The organism is Bacteroidota bacterium, from assembly GCA_020161395.1.
GTDB lineage: Bacteria > Bacteroidota > Ignavibacteria > Ignavibacteriales > Ignavibacteriaceae > UTCHB3.
Genome location: JAIUOE010000001.1, coordinates 127,924 through 154,295, shown reverse-complemented (window position 1 = coordinate 154,295; position 26,372 = coordinate 127,924). Strand labels below are relative to the sequence as shown.

The window sequence follows — 26,372 nt, the reverse complement described above, 5'->3', positions numbered from 1 at the left end:
TCTCGGGTCTCTCAAGTTTCTCAAGTTTCACCGGTCTCTCAAGTCACACATAAAGGGTAATAAGATTGCCTTTAAATTCACTATTTTTAAAATTGCGTATTTTAAAATAAATCGGGATCCTGTATATTCTTTGAAAAGGGGTAAAATACCTTAAAGAATGGATATTTCCCGGTTACAGTGATTGAAAAGAATGAAAAATCCAATAACAACAGTATCGTGTCTTGCGGTTATGATGCTGTTTACATCGTGCAGAACCACAACGAGTGACTATGACTTTCAGCAAAACTTCAATTTTTCGACGCTAAAAGTTTTCACTATCTACCCGAGTACCGCTCTGAAGAGTAATTCTCCCGTTCTGGCTCAGGCTATTGGTGGAGAGATTGACTCCATTTTGCAGTCGAAGGGTTACAAAAAAGGAAATGAAGTTCATGACTTTGTTGTTACTTTTTATACTGAAGCGGAAGTGGAAACCTCCTATGGCAGTGTAAACTTTGAGCGGTGGAAAGGATTCTGGTCGGTGAAAGAGGAACCTCTTTTTGCGATGAAGGGTCTGGTTGTGATAGATGTAATAGACGGAGAAACGGGCAATGTGGTCTGGCGCGGCTGGGATACCCGGCTGACCGGCAAGGAGGCTGACCCCCGGACCGTTTTGAAGAACACAGTTGCCGGGATTCTACGGCTGTTTCCACCCAAATAAAGGAGAAAAAATGTTTAAATATCTTGTTATTATCGTCCTTACTGCAGTCATATGTATTGTGCCTCAAAAAGGGAAGGATAAAAAGGGCGAAAAAAACAAACCGTCAGAAGTGTCGATCGAGTTAAATATTCCCGCATCATTAGAGAATGTTACAATTCCCAAGGAGATGAAAAAACTTCTTCAGAAACCTCTTTATAAATTTACAGAAGAAGAGCTGGACAAGTATCTATCATTTTTGCAGGAAACTGTACCCGGACTAAGGGACAGAATTCAGATTCTTGCAAAACAGAATATGGGTCAGAAATATGACATCTATCTTCTCGGTGAGTTTCCGTTTGAGATAAAGGATAAGCAACCTCTGTTCAACCTGAACAAGAGCGATTGTGTGGTTTTCAGCGAGCATATCTATGCCATGTCGCTAAGCCACAACTGGAAGGAATTTTTTGCCATGCTACAGAGAATACGCTACAAAGATGGCGAAATCGGCATGCTCACGAGAAACCACTACACAGAAGCCGACTGGGTAAAGAACAACACATGGCTTATCACCGAGATTACAGATGAAATCGGTGGAAACGCTGTTGTGAAGACTTCTTCCGAGATTGACAGGGCAAAATTTTTCAAAAAACACGGGATTGGACAGAATATCCCCAAAGAAAAAATTGAATGGACTTACATCCCGGGTGACTCCCTCTACAAAGTGCTCCCTTACTTAAAAACAGGTGACTTTGTGAACATTGTCAGAGCATATCCCGGAAGCGAACCATGGGTAGGACATGTAGGACTTGTCTCCGTTGAAAAAGACGGTCAGGTGAATTTTATGCATTCTGCCGATCCTGTGGTCAAGATTCAGTCGATTCAGTCGTACTGGGATGAATTTAAGGCAAAGAAAAAGAAAAACGGTTGGAATTTCCTCGGATTCCGGTTCTACCGGCTGAATGAAAATGCCATTGAAAATCTGAAAAAGATTGACGGACCGAGAGCTCCAAAGCTCACCATTTATGGAAATTAGCAGTTGAAACACATTAAGAACACGGAGAAAAGATGAAAATAGGATTTGTCGGTCTTGGTAAAATGGGAGCAAACATGGTTGAGAGACTTCTGCTTGGTGGACACGAAGTGGTGGTCTATAACCGCTCTGAAGGGAAGGTAAAAGAAGCAGTTGCCAAAGGCGCTGTTGGTTCCACCTCCATAGCAGACCTTTGCTCTAAACTCGAAGGAAGAAAAGTTGTCTGGCTTATGGTTCCCTCGGGACAGGCAGTCGACGATAACATCGCTGAGACAGTAAAATATTTGAACAAAGGCGATATCATAGTTGACGGAGGAAATTCATACTGGAGGGACACACAGGCACGCAATAAAATGGTGGAAGAACACGGATTTGAGTATCTCGACTGTGGCACCAGTGGCGGAGTATGGGGTCTCCAAAACGGATACTGCCTCATGTACGGCGGCAAAAAAGAAGCTGTTGATTTTATTCTCCCTGTTCTCGAGACACTCGCACCAGTTGGTGGACATGCTTACTGCGGAACAAGTGGTGCAGGACATTTTGTTAAGATGGTACACAACGGAATTGAATATGGAATGATGCAGGCTTATGCCGAAGGATTTGAGATAATGGAGAAATCCCCGTTCAATATCGATCTTGAAAAAGTAACAGGAATCTGGCAGCACGGAAGTGTAGTCAGATCGTGGCTTCTCGATCTCGCCCATCTCGCATTCAAGGAGGATCCAAAACTTGAAAAAGTAAAGGATTTTGTTGCCGACAGTGGTGAAGGCAGATGGACAGTACAGACTGCGATAGATTTTGATGTCCCTGCTCATGTAATAACCACTTCCCTTTTTAACAGATTCCAGAGCCGTCAGGATGAAAGTTTTGCGATGAAAACCCTTTCTGCTCTCAGGAACAAGTTTGGCGGTCACGAAATGAAAACCAAGGAGTAAATAGAAAGTGCCGGCTGATCAGATACTGGTGATTTTCGGTGCCTCGGGTGACCTGACCGAAAGGAAACTTATTCCCGCGCTCTATGCTTTAAGGAAACGGGAATTGCTTCCAAAGAATTTTGCAGTTCTCGGGACGGGCAGAACTCCGATGACCGACGATAAATTCCGAAAGAAAATGGCTCAGAAGGGGGAAGGTTATGATGATGAATTTCTCTCTCAGCTTCATTACATCTCAATTGATCCGCTAAATCCTGAGAACTACTACCAGCTTCGTGAGAGACTGAGGCAGATCGACCACGATTTTGAGGTAAAGGGTAACTATATCTTTTATCTTGCAACTCCTCCACTTCTCTACGAAACCGTGGCAGAAGGACTTGCTGCCGCAGGACTGAACCATAACGAACCGAATGGCGGACTGAAAAAACTCGTGATTGAAAAGCCGTTTGGGTACAGTCTTGAAACAGCAAAGGCACTCAATAAAAAGCTTTTGATGTTTTTTGACGAGAATCAGCTTTACCGTATAGACCATTATCTCGGCAAGGAGACAGCCCAAAATATTCTTGTCTTCAGGTTCGCAAACGGGATATTTGAACCGCTTTGGAACAGAAATTACATCGATCACATTCAGGTAACCTCTTCCGAGAGTATCGGGGTTGAAAACAGGGGCGGATACTATGATACTGCCGGTGCCTTGAGGGACATGGTGCAAAACCACCTGTTGCAGCTTGTCGCACTCGCTGCGATGGAACCCCCTGCCGGATTTGATGCCGATTCGATCAGAAACGAGACGGTCAAGGTGTTTCAGTCAATCAAGCCTTTTTCAGAGAGTGACATCCGCAAAAATGTCATCAGAGGCCAGTACATCGCTTCAAAGATAAAAGGTGAACCGGTTGGTGCTTACAGGGAAGAAAAGGGGGTTGACCCCCACTCCCGTACCGAGACATTTGTGGCTTTAAAATTTTTCATTGACAACTGGAGATGGGGAGGCATCCCGTTTTACATTCGAACCGGGAAGAGGCTTCCTACCCGGGTGACGGAGATTGTGGTACGGTTTAAGAACACACCCCACCGTCTTTTCAGGAGCATATTCGACGATGAATCGGGAACAAACCAGTTAATCATCCGGATTCAACCTGACGAAGGGATACTCATTCGGTTTGCATTAAAGCAACCCGGAGCAGGGTACCAGGTGAAAAATGCCACACTCGATTTCCATTACTCATCATTGTCGGAGGGGAGACTTCCCGAAGCATATGAGCGTTTGATATATGACTGCATGATGGGTGATTCCACGCTTTATACACGCGGAGATGCACTTGAAGCCTGCTGGAAATTTATCGATCCTCTGTTGCAGGCATGGAAAGAGGATGAAAAAATTAAGATTTACGGTTATCCTGCGGGTACCTGGGGTCCAGAGGAGGCGGATGCACTTCTGCACTCCAACGGACAGACCTGGCGTTATCCGTGCAAAAACCTGACTGATGATGAAACCTATTGTGAGCTTTAGATGAAGGATGTGATAAGAATATACCCGTCACCTGAGATGTCGGCATCTGCCTGTGCAGCTTTTATCGACAGGCAAATCGGGGAAGTGTTGCAGGAAAAAGAGTTTGTAACGATGGCACTTTCGGGAGGAAGCACCCCGGCGCTTCTTTTTTCGGCACTTGTTGCAGAGTACTCGAATGCAGGTTACTGGAACAAGCTAAAATTTTTCTGGGTCGATGAAAGGTGCGTGGCTCCTTCTGATCCAGAAAGCAATTATGGAAATGCGAAGAGGCTTTTTCTCGATCCACTCAATATTCCCGAAGAGAACATTTTCAGAATTCAGGGTGAAAACAAACCTGAAGAGGAAGTGAAAGGATATACGGAAATACTCGAGGTACAACTTGGCTCAGAGTTGCAATTGGATATCTGTCTTCTCGGTATGGGGGCAGACGGGCACACCGCCTCAATCTTTCCTCCTGCGATCAAGCTGATGGAGAGTAAAGAAATCGTTGCGGTGGCTACACATCCTGACTCAGGTCAGCGAAGAATAACAATTACAGGTGAATTGATAAAAAAGAGTAAAACAACAATATTTTTAGCTTTTGGCAAGACAAAGAAGAGCGTACTCGATCAGATACTCAACAACAAGGGGCGGGAGAAATACCCCGCAGGCCTTGTGAGCAATTCCTTTAACGGAGTTGTCTGGTATCTGGATACGGAAGCATACAGACTGCCGTAAAGCATCATTTAGTATTTTTTTCATTGGAGTATAATATGATATTGGCATGTGACGCCGGTGGAACCAAAACGGTTCTTTCGGTATTTTCGATTGAAGGTAAAAAACTTACAGCCCACAAGTCGGAAAGATACAATTCGACTGATTATGCGAGCCTCGAAGATATAATTTGTCATTTTTTAAGTGATACAGGTTATAAAATTGAGACAGGGTGTGCCGGTGTTCCCGGTCCTGTAGTCGACGGAATCAGCAGTTCCACAAACCTTACCTGGGCAATGGATGAAGCTGTGATTGCCAAAGCCACGGGTATCCCGAATTTTAAGCTTGTAAACGATCTTTATGCTCTCGCTTCCGCAATCCCTTTTCTTACTGATGATGATCTGCTTACTGTTTATCCAGGTTCACCAACCAACGGATATGGCGTTAAGGCTGTCCTCGCACCCGGAACGGGTCTCGGTCAGGGATTCCTCGTACCGCTGGGTGATGGTAAATTCAAAGTGATACCTTCAGAGGGAAGTCACGCAGATTTCGCACCCGTGGATGACCTGCAGATTGATATGATGAAGTTCATGAAAGCAGAATACGGGCGTGTAAGTGTGGAGAGAATCGCTTCAGGGCTTGGTCTCAGGGGTATCTACAAGTTTTTAAAGGAGACCGGTATCGCTACACCTTCCGCAGAATTTCTCGAAGCCATTGAGACAGAGGATCTGGCGGCAATGATCTCGAAATTTGCACTTGAAGGTAAAGATGAACTGGCTGTTTTGGCTCTTGAAATCTTCATCCGGGTGCTCGGAGCTCAGGCAGGAAATCTTGTTCTCACTCTTATGGCGACGGGTGGCATTTACCTCGGTGGTGGAATTCCTCCGAAAATAACCGAAAAGATTATCGAAGGTTCCTTTGTTGAAACCTACACCAAAAAAGGGAGACTCAGCTATATTGTAGAGAATACTCCCGTTTATCTTATCAAAGACAGCGCCGCTGGGCTTCATGGTTCAGCTTATATAGCTGCCGGATTGATTTAAATTTCAGGAGATGAAAAATGAGTAAAATTGAAAAACTCGCGGAACTTGGTCAGTCGCTTTGGCTGGACTTTATCAGTCGCGATTACATAAACGGTGGAAAACTTGCTGCAATGATTGATGACGGCTTAAGAGGTATCACTTCAAATCCCACCATTTTCGACAAAGCGATTGCCGGAAGCAATGCCTATGATTCTGAAATAAGGGAATTGCTGGCAAAGGGAGCCGGAACACTTGAAATTTATGAGCAGCTTGCGATTAAGGATATAAAATCCGCATGCAAAATGATGCTTCCCGTTTATGAAAAGACCAAAAGGCTGGACGGATATGTCAGTCTCGAGGTTAACCCTAAACTCGCATACAAAACCAAAGAGACAATCGAGGAAGCGGTCAGACTGTATCAGGCAGTTGGTGCCCCTAATCTTATGATCAAGGTGCCGGCTACAAAGGAGGGAATACCCGCGGTAAAAGAGCTTGTTTCGCACGGTATTTCAGTTAATGTGACCCTGATATTCTCGATCGACAGTTATATTGAAACTGCAATGGCTTTTATTGAGGGACTCGAAATTCTGAAGGCAAACGGAGGAGATGTTTCAAAAGTTGCTTCCGTGGCATCATTTTTTGTGAGCCGTGTGGATTCCTCGGTCGATTCAGCACTTGAGAAAGCCGGCAACACTTCACTTCAGGGGAAGATTGCTGTCGCGAATGCAAAGATCGCCTTTAAGGAATTCGGGAAGCTCTTCTCCGGCGAACGCTGGGGAAAACTTTCTGAATCGGGTGCCATGCCTCAGAGAGTTTTGTGGGCGAGCACAGGTACAAAGAACCCGGCATATTCCGATGTTTTATATGTTGATGAACTGATTGGCAGTCCTACAGTAAACACCATGCCTCCGGCGACAATAGACTCGTTCCTCGATCACGGGAAACTTGAAATCACGCTTGACAAGGGTGTGGAAGAAGCAGAAGCACAGGTTGCGGCTCTTGCCGGTGCGGGTGTCGATCTTGCTGCGATTACAGATAAACTCCAGACAGATGGCGTCAGGCTTTTTGCCGAGTCATTCGATTCCCTTCTGGGGTCTGTTGAGAAAAAGTCGCTTGCCATTTTGAGGGAAGGGAATACGGTTAATTTCCACCCGACAGTATTGGCGGATTCTTTGGCATCAGGCATGAAAAAACTTGCTGAAGAGGATGTTCCCGGCAGAATATTTGCCCGTGATCATACCGTTTGGAGTGATTCTCCTGTCGAAATATCCAACAGACTCGGCTGGCTTGACAGTCCGGCGAATACATATTCCTCCCTCGATGAGATAAACAGTTTTGTTGCCAATATCAAATCGGAAGGTTTTACAAATGCGCTCCTCCTTGGTATGGGTGGTTCCTCCCTCGCTCCCGAGGTTTTCAGCCAGATGTTTGGTACTAAAGAGGGATATCTTTCTTTGGAGATTTTGGACAGCACTCATCCGGCCGCGGTTATTGAAAAGGAAGCAAAGCTCGCCGACAGGAAGACTCTGTACATTGTTTCCACAAAATCAGGCGGTACTGTTGAAACACTTTCATTTATGAAGTATTTCTTCACTTCCGTGGCACAAAAACTCGGAAAAGAAACTACTCAAAAAAGATTTATTGCGATTACCGATCCCGGAAGTGGTCTCGAGGATATGGCGAAATCGCTCGGATTCAGGAAAATATTCATAAACGATCCGAACATCGGAGGAAGATATTCCGCTCTCTCTTTGTTTGGCATGGTTCCCGCAGCTCTCTGTGGAATTGATATAAAAGACCTGCTTGATAAAACCTTCATGATGGTCGCCGAATCAAAACTCGCTTCAGGATCTCCTGCCGCGCTGGGTGTTCTGATGTCTGAAGGTGCCAAAGCTGCTTACGATAAAGTCACATTCATCACTCCGGGAGTTTTTTCATATTTCGGACCCTGGGCAGAGCAGTTGATAGCTGAGAGTACGGGAAAAGTTGGGAAAGGGATTTTACCCGTAGAGGGAGAAGAAGTTCTCGATCCATCAGGATATGCAGGTGACAGAATATTTGTCTACCTCTCCGATGAAAAAACGGGAGAATTGAAAGACAAATTTGATGCGCTCGTGGAAGCCGGCCACCCCGGAGTAGAGATAATCGTTCCCGACAAATCTTTCCTCGGTTACGAATTTCTCCGCTGGGAAATTGCTACTGCAATCGCTGGTTGGGGTCTGGGCATCCATCCTTTTGACCAGCCTGATGTTGAATCCGCAAAGGTCTCTGCCAGAGCAGTACTTAAACAGTACAAGGAAGAGGGAAAACTGCCTGAACCAGTCGTAGCTTTTGAAGAAAACGGTTTGAAGGTAGTCGGCGATATTTCCGCCAAAGAGATCAAAGGAGCGATTGCTGAATTTATGAAAAATCTTCACGAAGGTAACCCCGGCGATGACCTTAGAAGCTACCTCTCCATTCAGGCTTATGTGCCTTCATCTCCTGAAACAGATCATCTTTTGAAAGAAATCAGGGACAGATTTCAGACGAAATACCGTCTGGCTGTCACAACAGGATACGGTCCGAGATTCCTTCATTCAACGGGTCAGTTGCACAAGGGAGACTCAGGTAACGGTCTATTCCTTCAGGTGATTGCAGGTATTGATAAAGATGCCATGATCCCCGAGGAAGCAGGAAATCCCGAGGGTTCCATGTCGTTCGGTACACTGGTCGTCGCTCAGGCAATGGGAGACCGGTCTGCACTCACAACCAATGGAAGAAAGGTCATTACCTTTTTTGGCGGTTCAGATGTGAGAGCAGTTCTTGAGGTTATAAAAGCGGCAATTTAAACCATTTTGCATGAAGACCTGTCAAAAAAGACGGGTCTTCTGCAAAAATATTTGGAAATTGAACTTTTTTTATCGTCATATCCTCTATTTACTTGCAGGTTTGGGAAAATTGTCTTTTATTTGGCAACTTAATTGGGAAAATTGATGGATGACGCATCTTTTTTTAATAGTGAGAGCGCAAATAGCGTGAAAATTAATAAAATTAATCTCTTTTTGTTGCTGGTTTTCCTTACTTTTTTTGGTGCAAGTGCCCAGCAGGCGACACTTGTTTCAGGACCTATGCCAGGCTATACCGAAAAGAGAGAGGTTTTAATATGGCTACAGACTTCCTCTGCCGCCCGGGTTTCACTTCAGTACTTTACGGCTGACAACATATCTGAAAAATTCACTTCTGATGAAATAATCACAACTGCATCCGACGGATTTACCGCCCGGATTATCCTTAAACGGCTCGATCCCGGAAAAACCTATTTTTACGACCTCTACATTAACGGGGTGAAGACAGAAAAACCGTGGAAGTTCTCCTTTAAGACTCAAAAATTGTGGGAATGGCGTGAAGATGCGCCCGATTTCTCATTCATTACCGGCAGTTGTGCCTATGTGAATGAGGAAATATACGACAGACCGGGAACCCCATATGGCGGTGACTATGGGATATATGAGAAAATCGCAGCCAACAAGGGTGATTTTATGCTCTGGCTCGGTGACAATGTATACCTTCGGGAGGCTGAATGGGCAACGCGCGACGGGATGATTTATCGTTACTCCCATACCCGTGCACTGCCGGAAATGCAGCAGATGCTTGCCTCAATGCACCATTATGCCATTTGGGACGATCATGATTTTGGTCCCGATGACAGCGACAGAAGCTGGAGAAACAAAGCCGATGCCCTCGATGTTTTTAAGATGTTTTGGGGTAACCCGACATACGGAGTGGAAGGGAAACCCGGCATCACCACTTCTTTCAGGTATTCAGATGCCGAGTTTTTTCTGTTGGACAACAGATATTACAGAACACCCAACACCAGGAAAACAGGTGAAAGAACCGTTCTTGGAGAGCATCAGAGGGAATGGTTGATTGATGCCCTGGTAAAAAGCAACGCTACATTTAAGTTTATTTGTATGGGCGGGCAATTCCTGAATCCTGTGGCAAGATTTGAAAACTATGCCAATTTTGAAGAAGAGCGGAAGTGGTTGCTCGATCATATTCTTGCTGAGGGAATCAAAGGTGTAATTTTCCTTACCGGCGACAGGCACAGTTCGGAAGTGGATGTGATGCCAAGGGAAGGAAGCTACCCGTTGCATGAATTTACTATATCGACATTTTCCGCAGGAGCAAGTAATTCGGCTATTAAAGAGGAGAATTACTACAGGAAAGAGGGAACGCTTTTCACGGAAAGAAATTTCGCAAAAATTTCCATCACCGGGAAGAAAAAGGAGAGGGTTCTAACCTGTAAATTATTCGATAAAAATGGAGTCGAAAAATGGTCTTATTCAATAAAAGAGTCTGAATTAGGAAAATAGATGTTTCCTGATTGTAACTGTGACTATTGTCACCAACAGGTTAATTCAGGTCATAATATGATCTGGGTCAAAATATTTTCCATAAATGATACTTATCTTGCATCAGTTTTAATCAAAAGTTTGATTTAATCAATATGAATTCAGAAACCCCAAAGAACAAAGCCGTTTTCAACTACGAGGATCACAACATCCCTGTGGGTGAAGGTATTCCCGTTGAGAGCCTGATGCTCGACTACCGGATTGCCAATACAGTCGGCTCAAAAGCTTTGAGTTTCATAAGAAAACATGTCAGACTAAACAGCGTCGAAACGAAAGTGTTACACACTTCGTCCAAGTTTAATGTCGAATCTCTCCACGAGGATGAGGTCTTCGACTTCGTCAATATCCGGTCTTTGAACCATATCCGCTACTTGAACAAGTTTTTTGAAGCAGTCAACAGGAAACTCCCTGAAAATGGAGTTTTTATCGGCACATTCGAGACCTTTTCGCAAAGAAGACGCAGGATATTCAGCAAATACAAAAAGTGGGTGGCAGCGCCTGTCTATTTTGTAGATTTTATGTTTCATCGTGTCTTCCCAAAGATGAAAATAACCCGAAAGATTTATTTTTTCCTGACGGGTGGATCAAACCGGGTTTACTCGCTGACCGAAGTGCTGGGCAGACTTGTCTCCTGCGGGTTTGAGATCGTGGAATACAAGGCTTTTGAAGAGCAGACTTACTTCGCTGTAAGAAAAATTTCAGAGCCCGAGTACAACGAAGAACCCTCTTACGGACCTCTTTTCAGAATGCGACGCATCGGAAAAAATGGCAAGGTAATTTTTGTTTACAAGTTTCGCACGATGCATCCTTATTCAGAATATCTGCAAAAATATGTTTATGAAAGAAACAGTCTGCAGGACGGTGGAAAAATCAGGGATGATTTCAGAGTAACCTACTGGGGCAGAATTATGCGGAAACTCTGGATAGACGAACTTCCAATGTTTATAAATTTCTTTAAAGGAGAGTTAAAGCTTGTAGGTGTAAGACCTTTAAGCACTCATTATTTGAGTCTCTATGATGACGAACTTCGGGAAATGCGACTTAAGCACAAACCGGGTTTGCTCCCTCCATTTTATGCCGATCTTCCTACCACGCTTGAAGAGATAATCGAATCGGAGAAAAAGTATCTCCGTGCCTACGATCAGTACGGTCTGATTACAGATGTCCGCTACCTTTTCGCTGCCATGTATAACATCCTTATCAAAAGAGCCAGAAGCAACTAAATCTCCATTCATCCTTCATTTTTCAAACTTTTTGTATATTTGCCCGTTACATCATCAAATTTAATCATCATCAAACGGAGTCTTTATGAAAAAGATCTATGCACTGCTCTTTGTATTATTCTTTGTACCCTTGACATTTGGACAGTTGATTCCCAAATTCGGTCTGGGTGTGAATGTCGGAATGGCATTACCCCAGGGAGATATGGGTGATTTGTATAAAACGGGATATGGCGGAAGCCTCACTGTTATACTCCCCGTTCCGGGACCATTCGAAATATCAGCCTCTGTCGGATACAATCAGTTTAAATTTAACAATGATTACATAAACAAGCTTTTTAAGGAAGCTACCGGAACTGACCCAAAACTGGAACTCGACATGCCTTTGAGCGTGGTTCCGATAACTGCAAATGCGAGGTATTATTTTACTCCGGCTTTGGTTCGTCCATATGCCGAGGTAAATCTCGGAGTATCGATTGCAACCATTAAAGCAACACTTCCCGATCCAATACCCGGAAATCCTTATCATGTAAAAACTTCTGAAGCATCGGAGACAAAGCAATATCTGGGAGTTGGAGTTGGAGTTGTTCTGGGGATAGGGCTTTTAACCAACATTGATATCAACGCAAGGTATGCACTTCTTGGTCATGAATTCGCTCAGCAGACTGTCTCTACATCGGGTGGGAGCACTACCTACACCGAATCGAAATCGAACGGATCATATTTCGGAATTTCAGCAGGCGTAAGAGTTAAATTATAAAAAAATTCCCGGTGACCCTCCCGAAAGGGAGGGTGCCGGGATAGCGATCATTTGCTTCTCAATGTTACTTGAGGAGAATCATCTTTTGGGTGCTCACGAATTTTCCACTCGTAAGTCTTGCAAAATAAACCCCGCTCGCCAGTTTTGAACCGTCAAAAGTGAAGTTATAAAGTCCGGTGTTCATCGGTCCATTCAACAATGTCTGAACCAATTTACCATTACTGTCATAGATGTGAAGAGTAACTTCGCCATCATTCGGCAGTGAGAAGGATATTTTGGTCGATGGATTGAACGGATTTGGGTAGTTCTGATTCAGTCTGAATTCAAACTTGGATGTATTGAAATCATCGACTGAAGTTGGGGTCATACCAAGTTTCTGCATCTGCTGATAGGTCAAAGGATTTGTGTACTGCATATGTGCACCGTCAGCCACATCTTCTCCGATTGGAATCCAGTTTTTCGATGGTGCAACAGGGTCTCCGGTACTTCCCATGTATTTCAGGAAATCCATTTTAAAGGAGGTCTGATAGTTGTTAGGTATGGGGATAACACCTTTAAGGTTCGACATGGTGCTGTCAGCAGGATTCCAGGTTGCAAACTTAATGGCACCTGTTGTATTGAATTCAGTGATTGCAGGAATGGAACCGCCAAAGTTTGCGTGGCAGTCTGTACATGTTCTGGCACCAGTTTTTACGATGGTATGTGAGGAGTAAACACCAATTGCGTAAAATGATTTGTTACCCTGATAGGTGAGACTCTGCATCGAACCGACACCTACTTTATTGTCTTTTACCCGGTTTACGAGGAAAACGAAATCTTTCATTTGCTGGCGAGGTCTCTTAAGGTGATGTTCAACCTGCGAGTCAAAGTGGCAGTTGTAGCATGTTATAGCCGATTTTGCATGGCATGAATTACAGTGGAGTTTCCCTTGGTGCGGGTCATATCCGGCATGTGCAGCAGTAAGGGTAACATGGCAACCTGACTGCTGGCAGTCGGTTTTCATGGCTCCGGGTTGCAACATCGAGTTGTACTGAACGCCGTCACCGTGCATATCCTCTGTACCATGGCAGTCCCAGCATTTCATATTTACAGCTCTGTGCACATCATTGTAACCGAGAGAAATTTCGGTATTTTGTCTTGAATGGCAGCTTTTACACTGGGCTTCTTTAAGTGAATCAGGATTGAAAGCACTGTTTGAGGGATGGCAATCGATACATGACGGTGAGTAGGTACCTGTATAAGCCTGTCCGTCTGCATTGGTTGCTCCATGGCAGCCTTCACATTCAAGATTTGGATGTGTGCCCGGAACTCCTGTAAGACCCTCGAATCCACCATTTGCGGCTGAATACCAGAAATATTTACCGGCACGGGTTTTATGAAGTGAGGTGTTGAAATTCTGAGGCTGTGCAAAACCGTCAGATACTAGAAACAATATTAATGCTAAGGAAAATAGCACGGTAGATATTTTCATTGGGATTACTCCGTTGAATTAATCAGTTGATTGTGGTTTATGTGTTTTTGAATTTGTAATTTCAGTTCGTTTACTTTGGGGTGTCCGTTCAGTGAAGTGAGCATTTCAAGATAGTGCAGTGAGTTTTCAAGGCTGCAATAGAGCCAGAGAATGGAAATGGAGAGGAGGCAAAAATCATCTTCCTGTGAAAAGCCGGGTCGCTGCTCGAGCTCACAAATGAGATCTCTACAGGGGCAGTCCTCCAACTCCAAATCGGTTTTGAAAATAAACCCGGGATTCTGGACCACCAGAGGCAAAAGACAGTCCAGTGCTGACAGGGGATTCCCGAGAAATATTTCACACAATACAAGTTTTTTCTTTACTGCATCGCTGTTTCGTACGCTTTCCGGAAGCCTTAGGAAAACTTCTCTGGCTTTGGCGTAGTTTCTTACTAAAAAATAATTGTTGGCTAACATCTCTGACATAGTGCAGTAATGCTGCAAAAACCTTGCCAAAAAAAAGCGGGATTAAATGAGCGGAAACGGGGATTAAACGGAGGCAAAATGAAACATGATGTTTCAATCAGGTAACAATTAAGGGTTAAGTAGTATGATTAAAACGGGTTAGGGAAATAGAAACAAAATGTTTCACAATTGAAACAATTTATTTCTCTTCGATACCAAGTGCCTTCATTTTTCTCCAAAGGGTGGTTCTTCCCATGTTCAGTTCCGAAGCAACTTTTCCTTTATTCCACCTGTGTCTGGTGAGGGCTGTCAGGATCCTTTCCTTTTCGGAGAAATCGTGGCTAAACATTGTGCTTATGAACCGTTCGTTTTCATTTGCCCCGGTTTTGCGGGGATTTTTAAGGTTTTCGGGAAGTCTCGAGGCGGTAATGCGGTCATCATGACGCGACCTGACAAAAAGATATTCCATCACATTTTCGAGCTCACGGATATTGCCGGGCCAGTCATATTTCATTAACACATCAAGGGCATCATCGTCGAGGAATTTTTCTCCTGATTTGAAAATGGAGGAGAACTTTTTCAAAAAATGATGAACGAGTAATGGAATATCATCCCTTCTTTTTCTAAGCGGTGGAACAACAATTGGGACAACATTCAGTCTGTAATAGAGGTCTTCTCTCATTGTTCCTGAGGCAAGAGCGCGGTCGATATCGATATTCGTAGCCGCAATCACCCTGACATCCACTTTTCTCGTGGTTGACTCACCCAGTCTTTCGAAGGTACCTTCCTGAAGGACACGAAGAAGCTTTATTTGCATCGAGAGGGGGATCTCCGCTATTTCATCGAGGAAAATAGTACCCGTGTCTGCAATCTCAAATCTTCCGGTTCTCTCCTTGTGTGCGTCTGTAAATGCCCCTTTTGCATGACCAAACAATTCACTGACGAGGAGATTGTCATGAAAAATAGAACAGGAAACTTTCAGGTAAGGTTTGAACCGTCTGTTGGATAAAATCTGAATGGCATTTGCAACCATTTCCTTCCCTGTACCCGACTCACCTCTGATAAAAACGGGCACATCACTTGGTGCCACATCCTGGATGATATCGAAAATTTCCCTCATCCCGGGGGTTCTGCCCACGATGCCATGGAAATCGGTTTCTCCTTCAAGTTCCCTTTTCAACTTCTCAATTTCCGAGACGGGTGTAACGGAGATAATTCCTCCCTCGGGGGTGCCGTCGTCTGCACGCAAAAGAGAGGCTGACATTTTCACCTGCTTTCTTTCACCGCTTGAAGTGCAAATTTCGGAATAAAAATCGTTCACTTTTTTCTTTGATTCAAGTACCATCAGCATCGGACATTTGGCACAACAGTTGGAAGGATTAAAGACCCGTTTGCAAATTTTGTTCAGTACTTCTTCCTTCAGATGACCGGTCAGCTCCTCGGCAGCACTGTTGAAATAGGTAATCCTGAGATTCTTGTCCACAGTAAATACCGCCTCACTAATTGAGTCGAGTATCTGGTCTCTAAGATTATCCATGTTCTATTTATTGAGTGGTTTCAGGGTAAAAATTGTTTTGACAGCGTTCAAAATGGCTTCCTTAAATTTCTGAAGATTCACGGGCTTATTAAATATTGCTTCTGCACCTGCTTCTGCATAGGCAATGTTTTCGCTTTTACCGAGCCCGTTGCCGAGAATTATCACAGGTATCCTTGCCCTGTCGAGGGATGAGTTGATACTTTTGATCAGATCAAGTCCAGTCCTCTCATCAAAGGAATGTCCCGAAATTACCAAAGCGGGTACAGAATTGATGATACTCCGCGAAGCACTGTCGATATCCTTAAATTGATCTACCTCGTAACCCGGCAGGAGATTGGAGATGATCTTTGCGTACAGTACCTGGTCGGTGGCACTGGTTTCCACGAGTGCAATACGGGATGAAGCGATTGGCAGCGAGAGATTAAAGGTCGTCCCTTCTCCCTCCTTGCTTGTCAGATCAATACTCCCTCCATGTTTTTCAACAATTTCCTTTACAAGACTTAATCCGAGACCTGTTCCCTTTTCACCGGCAGTACCAACCGTTGTGAACTTCGTATCGACCTTGAAAACCTTGTCCAGATCCCCCTTTTTGATGCCCACGCCTGTATCCTTCACAAATACTTCAAGGAACCTGCCTTCCAGTTTCCCCGTGATTCCGGCAGTAATTAAACCTCCTTTTGGAGTGAATTTAATCGCATTCGAGAAGAGGTTGTTGAAAACCTGAAGCACAAGATTTTGATCGACAAAAACAACCACTTCCTCAGGAATATTATTTTGAAGGGTAATGTTCTTTTGCAGGGCTGTCCCGGATACTGCAGAAAAAGATTTGCTGACGATTAGATGCAAATTTTGTTTGACGGGTTCGAACTTCATTTTTCCTGTCTGGAGCCGTGTCCAGTCGAGAAGGGAGTTTACCAGTCCGAGCATGATTTTTGTCGAATCCTGAATATATGTGATATACTTCTTCATCTCTTCGGGCGACATTTCCTCGGAGAGAAGGAAATCGGTAAATCCCAAGATGGAACTGAACGGGGTTCTCATGTCGTGAGAGATAATGGAAATAAATCTGTCTTTGGCTTCGTTCAGCTTTTTCAGGTTTTCGGTGGACTGGTTAATTTCGTCTTCAGCCTGCTTTTGTTTTGTGATATCAGAAACAAGCCCGAACATTTTTACAATCTTGTCGCCCTCCCTCACGAAAGAAATTTTATTTTTTACCCAGATTGAGGCGCCGTTTTTTGCGATTATTCTGCATTCAAGAGCACCGCCGTTTTTGTATTTGTTCCTGAGCAGGTTTTTGAGGTCGAGGAAATAGCCATCGAGGTCTTCAGGGTGGATTATCCTGAACCAGAAATGATTGTTTCCGACAAATTCTGATACTTTAAAACCGGTCATGGCGACAAAAGAGGATGTGACAAAAACAGGAGAGAGCCGGTTTTCGACTATTTCGGAGACCCACAAAAAGTCATCAATATTCTCGGCTATGCTTCTGTATTTTGCTTCGGACTCCTCGATCAGTTTCCTGGCGAGCCTCATCTGAGTGATGTCCCTGACGATTAGGACATTAAAGGTTTTGTTGTTAAATTCGAATGAAGCTCTCGACACCTCTGCGATGAAAGCATTCCCGTCTTTTTTTACACCGTTAAATTCCTTTCCCTCTGTTGAGTTCAACGGGTCATCTACAGGATGTATGAAGGAATTGAAGCTTTTCCCGATTATTTCGAGCTCCGAATCATAACCGAATATTCTCACAAAGCTGTTGTTCACAAAGATGAGAGAATCCGCTTCTTCAACGGCAATTCCATCGTTGGATGCCTCGAAGATTGACTGCATCAGAAGGATGTCCTGAGTAGTCTTCTCCCTTGAGGAAATATCTCTTATCAGGCAGGCAAAACTCGAGAAAGTCTCATCTTCCTCAAAATAGACAAAGGTTACTTCAGCAGGAAATACCCTGCCGGTGCTCGTTTTTGCCTTTAAATTTCTTTTTTGAATGCCGGAAGTGCGCACCTGGTCAATTACGATGTTCTCATCTGTAAAAAGGTCGTTTAGACTCAGGTCGCTTTTTTGAGAATCGTAGGAGAGAATCGAGTAAAATCTTTCATTTGCTTTTATAATTCTTCCTTCATTGTCGAATTCGCAAATGAGGTCTTCGGATGAATTTAAGAATGTTCTTAACTGCCTGTTTGTAAGGTGGAGTGCCCGTTTCTCTTTTTCCTCTTCGAAAATATCCCGGCAGATGACAGTGGCACCACCCTGGGAATCGATGTTTTCGATCAGTCTGAACTCACCAAGTCCGGTGTGTTTTGAAGAGTTGTAGAGAGACCTGAAAACTCCTCCCTTGATTGACGGCGGGAAGTGATTGATAATCAGGGAGACATTCTTATTGAAGACTTCAAGTTTTTTATAGCCAAAAAAGTTTTCGGCTTCCTTGCTCCACGATACAATATCCTTTTTTTTGTTAACAGAGAAAATTGCGAGCCCTCCCTTTTCAGCGAGAACTGCATAAGTCGAGAGTTCTCCTATCTGCCTTTCGAGAGATTTCATATTCATCTCCTGAATCGACACATCATCAAGGGTGAACAATATCCTTGGTTTTTCGTCAGAATCGAAGAAAGGAATTGACTTAAGATTCAGAAAGTATGATTCCCGGTCCTTTTTAAGTTCGATCAGAGAGGATGATTGCACTTCTGTCACTTTCATGGACGACGGATTCAGCTTCAGGAGTGAAAAAACAGACTCTTTCAGGACAGGTGAGCTCTCGTTTAGATACTTGAAGACCTTTCGCCCTCCGTAATACAGAATTTTACCATCTTCCTTAGTGATAAAGACGAGATCATATAATGAAGAAAGGATGTCGCCGGTCTTCTCGTAGTGGAGATTCGTACTCATGACGAGTTCGGGGATTATTCTGAGATCCTCCACAATTATCAGACCGCCGGAAAAGTCATTTTCTGCGTAAAGGGGGACACACTTGCAAATCAGGCTTATGTTTCTTTTCCCCGAGCTTATTCTCCTTATCTCTTTTTCGAAAGCAAACCCGTCTTTCACTTTCAAAAGGTCATCAGCAAGATCGACATAATCGAAAAGCGGGGTTTCAAGGAGATTGACAGATTGATTATCTTCCGAAATTGACTGATTAAGCACTCCCATCCTGAAGAGGGCGGAGTTGATGGAGGTGGTCACGAGGTCGTTGTCGAAGAGCACGATCCCAATCGGAAGTGAATCCACGGGCAGGAAAGAATTACCGGAATTGTCTGTTTTTTTCTTTGGCATAATAATTGAGATTAAGGAATGCAATTTAATCTATTGCCATGACATAAAAATAATGGAACTTTTTTGATTTTGGGTGGTAAAATAGTCAAAGGTGTCATAAAATATCTTGCATATAAATATAAAGAGGATTATTTTAAGTTGCGAAAAAAATTAATTAGTAAAGGACAAAACCCAATGAAGAACCTTTTATTGTTAGCCGCGGTGGTATTCTTTTTTACCGCCGGTACCGTAACCGCCCAAAAGGCACCCGCTGATGCAAAAATAAAAATGTGCAACAGTTGTCATAAAGAAGGCAAAAACAAATTTGATGAGTTCAAGGCATGGCTTCAGACCAATCATGCCAAAGTAACTGAAGCTTTCGATAAACCGGAAGCAAAGGAAATCGCTGACAAGAACAAAGTTGCCAATCCAAAAGAAGCAGCAGCTTGTCTTTCATGCCATGTCGACAAAATGAAGGTTGAAAACTTTAACCCTAAAGATATCGATTGCATGAGCTGTCATAATCCTGAAAGCAAAGTTCACGCGATACCCGAAAAGGTTACACACCCAAGCGCTAAAAAAGCCGGTACTACTCAAAACTAATTCCGGTTGGAGCTTTTTATTCAAGGCTGTCTGAAAAGGGCAGCCTTTTTTATGTTTAAATAGAGTAGTAGGAGATTACATCATCAGGGAGGCGAACCGGGCGACCAGTTTCAGAAGAGACCAGAGTGTAGAAGAACTTCCCGGTTGCGACGATCTTCATGGTTTTTTTATTAAATATGGTAAAATCGACCGTACAGTTGGCTCCCCCGAAAGATTCCATTCCGGTCTCAACCAGCGCAGTATCACCCATCATGAGCGATCTTTTATATTCAATGGTGGTTTTTGATACAACCCATGTAAGTTTTCTTTTCAGAAAATCATCCATCGGGAATTTATAGTTGTTCTCCATTTGGTCATATCTTGCGGCAAGCACATAATCGAGATATTTTGTGAAATGGACATGATTATTCACATCCACATCATCGGGGCGGACTTTAATTTCACTTCTGAATTTTGAAAACAACTACAGCTCCGGATCAGATAGCTTTGTTGAACTCTCGATATCGACCATTTTCACATCTTTTACATAGTCCGACATCTTCGGCTCCTGTATTTCCTTTAGCTGATCGAGAATATATGCAACATCATTCACCGCTGTTTCGATATAGTCAATTCTTTTAGTGATGGCTTCTTTCGAAAGTTCCGGTTTACTGATTTCTCTTTTCAGTGCAGAAACGGCCAGTTTAATTACGGTAAGGGGTTGCTTTATTTTGTGATTGGCAGTAACAACCGTCGCAGCGAACATATTCAGTATTTCCGACTCGATCATCTGTTTTCTGATCTCTCTGAATTTTAAGGCTGAATGGATCCTTGCGAGAATCTCCACTCTGTCGAACGGTTTTTTTACATAGTCATGGGCACCTGCCTGTAAACCGATAGAGGTGTCTTCGGCAGTAACTCTTGCAGTAACGAGGATAATCGGAATGTCGGCTGTTTTTTCATCGGAACTGAGATTTTGGCATACCTCAAGTCCGTTCATTCCGGGAAGCATGATATCCAGCAGAATCAGGTCGGGGAGGTATTCAAAAGCCATTTTCATCCCTGTTTCACCGTCATATGCAAATATGAAGTCGTGTTTCTCCCGCTTTAGTATCGTTTCAAGATACTTGATATTCTGTTCGTGGTCATCGACCGCTAAAATTAGACTCATGGCAACTCTGTAAAATGTTGAAACAAAATATAATCATTCACTGACTTTTATTTCAACCAAATCAACTTCATTCCGGTTAAGAAACAGTACTTTTACGCTGTTTTCAGTGATTTCCTTTATTATTCCGTGTTTTACTTCATCACCCGTCTTCAAAACCATTTTTGTATTGAATCTCAGATGCTGGAATACAGCCTCCCCGTTCTTAATGGAACGAAGTTCATACTCTGAAAGGTCAATATTTCCTTCTTCGGATACCGACTGGATATTGGGAACGAAGGGGAGAAAAATATCAACCTGTTCCATCAGACTGTCAGCCTCCCAGGTTGCCGGAGGCAGGAAAAATCCTTCCGGTTGAAGAGGTACTGCGAGGACCAGTTCGTACTCGACAAATGAAACACTGCCTTCCAGAACGCCATAATACTTGAAATCAGCGGATGCAAATCTCATTAGCAGAGGATACTCTTCAATGGCTGACATAAAGCCGGAGAGACCAAGGAATGAAGATTTTCCCTGGATTTTGAACTGTTTGATCACAAAATCTTTATATTTTACAGAATCCATCTCAGAAATGGAATATCTGAATCCGGTTGTAAGTGAAAACTGGATACTGTCCACAAGAAGACGGAGTTGTCGCGTTTCCACCGATGGAAAGAGGTTATATCTTGTTGTGGTATCATTGTTGATCATGAGGTCGATTTTCGTATATATCGCCTGCATACCTGAGTTGAGGTCTTCTCCCGGAGTCAGGCCAAGTGAAGCAAATTCCTTTTTTATCTCCGCACGCGCAGGGAGCAGGTAGAAAAAAGTCAGAAGAAGCAACACGATGCAACCTGCAGCAAAAAGAAAGGCAGGCTTTAAGTGGGGCTTTAATTTATCGAATTTCATCTCGCTGAGTTTCACTTCACTTCTCCGGGAATCATTATTCGAAATGCAGTGAAAGTTTCAGCTTCGGTTTTGAATATTTCCGAGGAAAGAAGCTGAGCTCCTTTTATTTTATCGACAAATCCGGATGCAACTGCAGGAGATTCAGCGTAACCCCGAATCAAAATATAGTTATTGGGTTCCACAGTTATTTTAGTAATCTGGATGTTTTTATCGACGGCATAGCTCTCGATCTTCTTTAAAAGAGCAGAAATCCTGACGAATTTCGACTCGATAACCGGCAGTTTCTCCCTGCTGCCGGGAATCTGTAAAACTTTCCCGCCATACTCGTTAACTGTTTGATAAATCTCTTTTTTCGAGGTTTTGTAAGCCTCAAGTTCGTCTGCTGAATTTGAAAGGGAGACAAGTCCCATGACTGAAATGATTGTGAAAAGCACAACCAGTGCAAAAACGGCAGCGGCTGCTCTATTTATCGTATTGGAAGTAATGATCGCAAGGTTTTTATCAGATTTTTCAACCTCTTCTTTGGTTAGTAATCCCGGAACCGGGAGAGACATTGAGAAGTATAATGCGGAAACCATCTCGCAGAGATTGTAAATACCTTTGTACGATTTACCGTCTTCACTGTTTTCCTCAAGAGTGAAGTTCTCATTGTTTGCTGCGAGTACATTGTCATTGCTGATTTGTTCCATTGCCTCCTCAAATCTGAAGGCATAAGGGTCGGCAGTGAAGGTAATGAGATGGTCGCACCTTTCGTATTCCTTGTTTGCAGGGTCGAAGTTGTCGAACTGGAGGAGCCTGGCCTCCGCAAGTCCTTTCCCCCTGAGTCGTGCTTCGAAGATGAGATCATCGTCGCCCGAAAGGATGTAAGTGCGGTCGTCGGGGAAGAATTTCAGGTTTTTGGCGTAAAAATGGAACAGAATCTCAGGGGAAGCAAGCGAAGAGATTATTACAGGTGCTTTAACTCCCTGACGGTTAAGGTAGTGGAAGAGTTCATCAATTATTCTGTTCGAAAAAGTTATGTTTCCGGCATTTTTTTTCTCGTGATGCAGCAGATCGCTGTCGGATACAAGAACGATGTTGCTGTCAGACAGTTTTTTTATGACCTCGGGGGGTAAAGTCGCGGAGAAACCGGGATTCTCACCCGAATATTCAACCTGAAAGACTTTGAACCTTTTTCTGCCGGAATACCGCTTCGCATTGTTATAATAAAAGGCGAATAAGTGATTGCTGAGGAATATTATTGATAAGTTTTTGTTGTATGCTCGAGTATTCAATTTTTTTTGTATCTAAATCACAAATTCTTATATATTAATTGTTTAATTTCGTAAATTGAATTCGCAAAAAAAGTATTTCACAAATAATAAAACAACATGAACAGCAAAATAAAAATTTTAATCGTACTTTTACTTTCTTTTAACATCTTTTTTACAGGATGTACCAAAAAAGATAAACCTGCAGCCCAGCCGGACACCACCAAACAGGTAACCACCGACACTTCAAAAACCGTTTCAGACACAACAAAATCGAAGGATTCTGTCAAATCCGATACTGCCGGTGTGAAAAAAGTTGCCACAGTTACAGGAACCTGGCAGGGGAAACTGGCGAATTATGACGCTACCCTGAAAATCACCAATCAGACCGGAAATCAGTTTACCGGGGTGATTGTCGTCAACTACCGGAATGTTGCCACACACAGCGTTGCCGGAACGGTAAATCCTGAGACCGGAGCGTTTTACATGGCCGACACAGATCAGACAAGATCATCGGGAACCTACTCCGGTGCAGTTGCTCCAAACGGGAGAAACATATCCGGTAAATTTACAGAAAAACGACAGGGCGGGATTACAGTAAATTTTTCATTTAATAAATAACAACCATCCATATTCGGAGGAATAATACATGACAAGGAAACTCCTTTTCACCATCTTTACTCTCTCAACCATTCTGTTTCTTACAGGGTGCGATAACAAAGATAACCCGCTTAACCCTGATACAGGGAAAGTATTTATCACTTCAACCCCGACTTCAGCCGACATCTATGTTAATGGCTCAAGTTCAGGCAAGAAAACTGGAGACACTCTTTCACTTAATGCAGGAACCTACAGTATAACATTGAAGAAAACTCTTTACAAGGACACTACCTTCAGTGTAACTGTGCTTGCGAACCAGACAGTTTCAAAGAGTGTGGCCCTGACAGAAGCTTCATTCCAGGTAAGTTCAACACCTGCAGGTGCAAAAATTTATCTTAACGGTGTAAACACAGGAAGTGTAACTCCGGCAGGCATCCGTCTCGCACTCGGTACAAACACCATCACGCTTTCACTTGCCGGTTACAGTGACACTACCTTTACTGTACCTGCTGATTCAGCTACAAAGAGCGTCTCGATTACTCTCAAAGCACTCAATTTTGTCGAGTTTACCTCGGTTAAAATTTACGAATCATTTTCGACAGCCAGCGTTCCAAGCGGTCTCATCCTTTCAGTGGGCAGAGCATCAACCATCGGATCCGGCGTAAGCAAAGATTCAGTTGATATCTACTACAGAACAGCCGGTTACATCATTTCATCTGCAAAAGATTTCGGTCTTCCAAGAGAGACTTTCTTCAAACTTGGAACAGGTACAAACCTCGCTGACGGCGAAGATTCACCTGTAAAAGACAATACCTGGACACTCAGCGTCGGCGACAGAGAAAACAACTACTTCTTCATGTACACTGCTGACCAGAATTATTCCAAGATGAAAATCACAGGCTTCGGCGGTGGAACTAGTGTCTCCGACCCTGCTTATGTTGAACTTCGCTGGTATTACAACAGAACAAAGAACGACACAAGATTCTAATGAATCGAGTATCAGTCATCTTTACGGGGGAAACCCGGTAAATTATTGATTTTTCTTTGATTTGAATTTATAAGGCTGCCTGAATTGGCAGCCTTTTTTTTGTATGTTTGAAAATTGAAAAAACAAGATTAATCCGGAGCAAAAAAGATGTTGAGACTGACTGTTATATTTTTTACACTTTCCTTTTTTGTTTGTGCACAATCTCTGAAGATAAACAAGGTGGAACCACCAAACTGGTGGGCAGGGATGACAAAAAATAAAATCCAGTTGATGGTTTACGGAGAGGGGCTGTCGGGTGCAACGGCAGCATCAAAATCGGGAATAAAGATACTTGGGACTAACAGTTTCAACGATGGCTATTTGTTCATCGATATTGAAATACCTTCAGATACAAAACCGGGTAATTATGAGATCGAAGTAACCTCAAAAGGTAAAACCACAAAACTGAATTTCCCCGTCCAAAAAAGAACAGGGAAGAAACCCGCAGGATTCTCTTCAGATGATATTATTTATCTTGTAATGCCCGACAGATTTGTGAATGGCGATACAAAAAATGATGCCGTTAAAGGGCTTTCAGAATCGGTAGACAGAGGATTTTACGACGGCAGACACGGTGGCGACCTGCAAGGTATAATTAACAAACTCGACTATCTGAAAGAACTTGGTTTTACAGCATTGTGGCTGACACCTGTGGTGGAAAACAACACATTCAGAAGCTATCATGGCTACTCTGCTACGGATTTCTACAGTGTGGATGCACGGCTTGGTGATAATGCCCTCTACAAAAAAATGGTTGAAGAGGCGCAAAAAAGGGGAATCAAGGTAATCCTCGATCATGTGGCGAATCATTTCAGCAAAGATCATCAGTGGGCAAAACTGCTTCCTCACCCGGGCTGGGTAAACGGTTCGTTTGCTTCACCCCCGCCCCCTGTTCACCATAAACAGGTGTTCCCCGACATTAACAGCGACAGTTCAACCATAAAAAAAGTGGTCGAAGGATGGTTCACTGACTACATGCCCGATTTCAATCAAACCAACAGTTTTGTTGCAAATTACATTACGCAGAACACCATCTGGTGGGTCGAATTCGCAGGTCTCGATGGCATTCGTGAGGATACATATCCCTATAATCATGAAGGATACATGGCGGAGTGGGCTAAAACGATTATGGAAGAGTATCCCACCATGAATATTGTTGCAGAGGTGTGGACAGGTGAACCGTCATTTCTCTCATATTATCAAAGCGGAAGCAGAACCCGCAAAAATTTTGATAACTATATTAAATCTCTTACAGATTTTGGTCTGAGGGATGTTATCTACCAGTGGCTCGAGGGGAGAGGCAACATGTATAATGTTTACAGTGCCCTCGCAATGGATTTTCTCTACGGCGACCCGAACGGGCTCGTCACCTTTGTCGATAATCACGATATCAACCGTGGAATGTTTGGAGCAAACGGAAATAGTGCCAAGTTCAAAACTGCTTTCACATTGCTCCTGACAACGAGGGGGATCCCGCAGATTTTTTACGGTACTGAAATCGGCATAAAGGGTACCGATCATCACGGCTATTTGAGGGCAGACTTCCCCGGTGGCTGGAAAGAGGATCAGAGAGATGCCTTCACTAAAGAAGGACGGACTTCGGTTGAAAACGACCTTTATAATCATCTGAAAAAACTGATTGAGATAAGAAGAAGCAATAAAGCTTTCACTCATGGAAAACTTACACATTTCCCCCCTTTGCAGGATGTGTATGTCTATTTCAGAGAGTTGAACGGCGAAAGATTTATGGTTGCAATAAATGGAAGTGACAAGGAAAAAACTGTCGGCTTCGATAATTTTGGTGAAAGACTCAATGGAATATTCTCGGGTAAAGACCTGTTAACTGACGAAGAGATGAAAATAGCTCCCGACAGGAAACTTGTTTTAGGTGCGTATCAGTCAGTAGTGTTGAAGTTGAGGTAG

General features: G+C 43.4%; 22 protein-coding genes. 14 read left to right on the top strand and 8 right to left on the bottom strand.

Translation table 11 applies throughout. From position 1 onward, the window contains the following. Positions 1-190: 190 nt before the first annotated feature. From LCH52_00660 to LCH52_00615, 10 genes are all read left to right on the top strand, one after another. Entirely contained in the window at positions 191-697 is a 507-nt protein-coding gene (locus LCH52_00660; GenBank protein MCA0386982.1) for a DUF4136 domain-containing protein, read from the top strand. Between the two features lie 10 nt (positions 698-707). Then, entirely contained in the window at positions 708-1,709 is a 1,002-nt protein-coding gene (locus LCH52_00655; protein ID MCA0386981.1) for a DUF1460 domain-containing protein, read from the top strand. 32 nt (positions 1,710-1,741) lie between these two features. Further along, positions 1,742-2,641 carry a decarboxylating 6-phosphogluconate dehydrogenase gene (gene gnd / locus LCH52_00650; protein MCA0386980.1) on the top strand — a complete coding sequence of 300 codons (900 nt, stop codon included), beginning with the start codon at positions 1,742-1,744 and terminating at the stop codon, positions 2,639-2,641. A gap of 7 nt (positions 2,642-2,648) precedes the next feature. Beyond that, entirely contained in the window at positions 2,649-4,148 is a 1,500-nt protein-coding gene (zwf, locus tag LCH52_00645; GenBank protein ID MCA0386979.1) for a glucose-6-phosphate dehydrogenase, read from the top strand. A gap of 9 nt (positions 4,149-4,157) precedes the next feature. Further along, a complete protein-coding gene (pgl, locus tag LCH52_00640) occupies positions 4,158-4,865 on the top strand; it encodes a 6-phosphogluconolactonase (GenBank protein ID MCA0386978.1) in 708 nt (235 codons plus the stop codon). A gap of 35 nt (positions 4,866-4,900) precedes the next feature. After that, on the top strand, positions 4,901-5,884 hold the full coding sequence (glk, locus tag LCH52_00635) for a glucokinase (protein MCA0386977.1): 984 nt from the start codon (positions 4,901-4,903) through the stop codon (positions 5,882-5,884). 17 nt (positions 5,885-5,901) lie between these two features. Continuing rightward, positions 5,902-8,691 (top strand): bifunctional transaldolase/phosoglucose isomerase, encoded by a 2,790-nt coding sequence (locus LCH52_00630; GenBank protein ID MCA0386976.1) that lies wholly within the window; start codon positions 5,902-5,904, stop codon positions 8,689-8,691. A 186-nt stretch (positions 8,692-8,877) separates the two neighbouring features. Continuing rightward, positions 8,878-10,215 (top strand): alkaline phosphatase family protein, encoded by a 1,338-nt coding sequence (locus LCH52_00625; GenBank protein MCA0386975.1) that lies wholly within the window; start codon positions 8,878-8,880, stop codon positions 10,213-10,215. 134 nt (positions 10,216-10,349) lie between these two features. Then, on the top strand, positions 10,350-11,477 hold the full coding sequence (locus LCH52_00620; GenBank protein MCA0386974.1) for a sugar transferase: 1,128 nt from the start codon (positions 10,350-10,352) through the stop codon (positions 11,475-11,477). A gap of 85 nt (positions 11,478-11,562) precedes the next feature. Next, the gene (locus LCH52_00615) at positions 11,563-12,234 is read left to right on the top strand and encodes an outer membrane beta-barrel protein (GenBank protein ID MCA0386973.1); all 672 of its coding nucleotides are present in this window, start codon (positions 11,563-11,565) and stop codon (positions 12,232-12,234) included. A gap of 64 nt (positions 12,235-12,298) precedes the next feature. Here LCH52_00615 and LCH52_00610 read toward each other — a convergent pair whose 3' ends face one another. The 4 genes from LCH52_00610 to LCH52_00595 form a co-directional block, all read right to left on the bottom strand. Continuing rightward, the gene (locus tag LCH52_00610; GenBank protein ID MCA0386972.1) at positions 12,299-13,666 is read right to left on the bottom strand and encodes a T9SS type A sorting domain-containing protein; all 1,368 of its coding nucleotides are present in this window, start codon (positions 13,664-13,666) and stop codon (positions 12,299-12,301) included. Positions 13,667-13,710: 44 nt separating this feature from the next. Next, entirely contained in the window at positions 13,711-14,169 is a 459-nt protein-coding gene (locus LCH52_00605; protein MCA0386971.1) for a hypothetical protein, read from the bottom strand. Between the two features lie 178 nt (positions 14,170-14,347). Beyond that, the gene (locus tag LCH52_00600) at positions 14,348-15,685 is read right to left on the bottom strand and encodes a sigma 54-interacting transcriptional regulator (GenBank protein MCA0386970.1); all 1,338 of its coding nucleotides are present in this window, start codon (positions 15,683-15,685) and stop codon (positions 14,348-14,350) included. 3 nt (positions 15,686-15,688) lie between these two features. Then, positions 15,689-18,955, bottom strand: coding sequence for a PAS domain S-box protein (locus tag LCH52_00595; protein MCA0386969.1), 3,267 nt, complete (start codon positions 18,953-18,955; stop codon positions 15,689-15,691). Positions 18,956-19,129: 174 nt separating this feature from the next. Between LCH52_00595 and LCH52_00590 the strand changes: the two genes are divergently transcribed. Further along, complete coding sequence (locus tag LCH52_00590) at positions 19,130-19,537, top strand: hypothetical protein (GenBank protein ID MCA0386968.1); 408 nt, start codon at positions 19,130-19,132, stop codon at positions 19,535-19,537. Between the two features lie 55 nt (positions 19,538-19,592). Here the strand turns inward: LCH52_00590 and LCH52_00585 are convergent, their stop codons facing one another. The 4 genes from LCH52_00585 to LCH52_00570 are packed head-to-tail and all read right to left on the bottom strand — an operon-like array spanning position 19,593 to position 22,846. After that, complete coding sequence (locus LCH52_00585; GenBank protein MCA0386967.1) at positions 19,593-20,000, bottom strand: acyl-CoA thioesterase; 408 nt, start codon at positions 19,998-20,000, stop codon at positions 19,593-19,595. Beyond that, positions 20,001-20,687, bottom strand: a complete 687-nt coding sequence (locus tag LCH52_00580) for a response regulator (GenBank protein ID MCA0386966.1) — start codon at positions 20,685-20,687, stop codon at positions 20,001-20,003. 33 nt (positions 20,688-20,720) lie between these two features. Next, positions 20,721-21,587 carry a hypothetical protein gene (locus LCH52_00575; GenBank protein MCA0386965.1) on the bottom strand — a complete coding sequence of 289 codons (867 nt, stop codon included), beginning with the start codon at positions 21,585-21,587 and terminating at the stop codon, positions 20,721-20,723. After that, complete coding sequence (locus LCH52_00570; protein ID MCA0386964.1) at positions 21,584-22,846, bottom strand: hypothetical protein; 1,263 nt, start codon at positions 22,844-22,846, stop codon at positions 21,584-21,586. The genes LCH52_00575 and LCH52_00570 overlap by 4 nt, the downstream gene beginning before the upstream one ends. A 96-nt stretch (positions 22,847-22,942) precedes the next feature. Here LCH52_00570 and LCH52_00565 point away from each other — a divergent pair, with 96 nt between their 5' ends. From LCH52_00565 to LCH52_00555, 3 genes are all read left to right on the top strand, one after another. Then, on the top strand, positions 22,943-23,443 hold the full coding sequence (locus tag LCH52_00565) for a hypothetical protein (protein ID MCA0386963.1): 501 nt from the start codon (positions 22,943-22,945) through the stop codon (positions 23,441-23,443). 28 nt (positions 23,444-23,471) lie between these two features. Next, positions 23,472-24,410 (top strand): PEGA domain-containing protein, encoded by a 939-nt coding sequence (locus LCH52_00560; GenBank protein ID MCA0386962.1) that lies wholly within the window; start codon positions 23,472-23,474, stop codon positions 24,408-24,410. Positions 24,411-24,557: 147 nt separating this feature from the next. Continuing rightward, complete coding sequence (locus tag LCH52_00555) at positions 24,558-26,372, top strand: cyclomaltodextrinase N-terminal domain-containing protein (GenBank protein MCA0386961.1); 1,815 nt, start codon at positions 24,558-24,560, stop codon at positions 26,370-26,372.

Excerpts from the sequence above, each read along its gene's own strand:
- glk (MCA0386977.1), top strand. The coding sequence starts at position 4,901 with ATGATATTGGCATGTGACGCCGGTGGAACCAAAACGGTTCTTTCGGTA.
- LCH52_00560 (MCA0386962.1), top strand. The coding sequence starts at position 23,472 with ATGACAAGGAAACTCCTTTTCACCATCTTTACTCTCTCAACCATTCTG.
- LCH52_00555 (MCA0386961.1), top strand. The coding sequence starts at position 24,558 with ATGTTGAGACTGACTGTTATATTTTTTACACTTTCCTTTTTTGTTTGT.
- LCH52_00605 (MCA0386971.1), bottom strand. The coding sequence starts at position 14,169 with ATGTCAGAGATGTTAGCCAACAATTATTTTTTAGTAAGAAACTACGCC.
- LCH52_00615 (MCA0386973.1), top strand. The coding sequence starts at position 11,563 with ATGAAAAAGATCTATGCACTGCTCTTTGTATTATTCTTTGTACCCTTG.
- LCH52_00600 (MCA0386970.1), bottom strand. The coding sequence starts at position 15,685 with ATGGATAATCTTAGAGACCAGATACTCGACTCAATTAGTGAGGCGGTA.
- LCH52_00620 (MCA0386974.1), top strand. The coding sequence starts at position 10,350 with ATGAATTCAGAAACCCCAAAGAACAAAGCCGTTTTCAACTACGAGGAT.
- LCH52_00565 (MCA0386963.1), top strand. The coding sequence starts at position 22,943 with ATGAACAGCAAAATAAAAATTTTAATCGTACTTTTACTTTCTTTTAAC.
- LCH52_00655 (MCA0386981.1), top strand. The coding sequence starts at position 708 with ATGTTTAAATATCTTGTTATTATCGTCCTTACTGCAGTCATATGTATT.
- LCH52_00660 (MCA0386982.1), top strand. The coding sequence starts at position 191 with ATGAAAAATCCAATAACAACAGTATCGTGTCTTGCGGTTATGATGCTG.
- LCH52_00590 (MCA0386968.1), top strand. The coding sequence starts at position 19,130 with ATGAAGAACCTTTTATTGTTAGCCGCGGTGGTATTCTTTTTTACCGCC.
- LCH52_00595 (MCA0386969.1), bottom strand. The coding sequence starts at position 18,955 with ATGCCAAAGAAAAAAACAGACAATTCCGGTAATTCTTTCCTGCCCGTG.
- LCH52_00580 (MCA0386966.1), bottom strand. The coding sequence starts at position 20,687 with ATGAGTCTAATTTTAGCGGTCGATGACCACGAACAGAATATCAAGTAT.
- gnd (MCA0386980.1), top strand. The coding sequence starts at position 1,742 with ATGAAAATAGGATTTGTCGGTCTTGGTAAAATGGGAGCAAACATGGTT.
- LCH52_00630 (MCA0386976.1), top strand. The coding sequence starts at position 5,902 with ATGAGTAAAATTGAAAAACTCGCGGAACTTGGTCAGTCGCTTTGGCTG.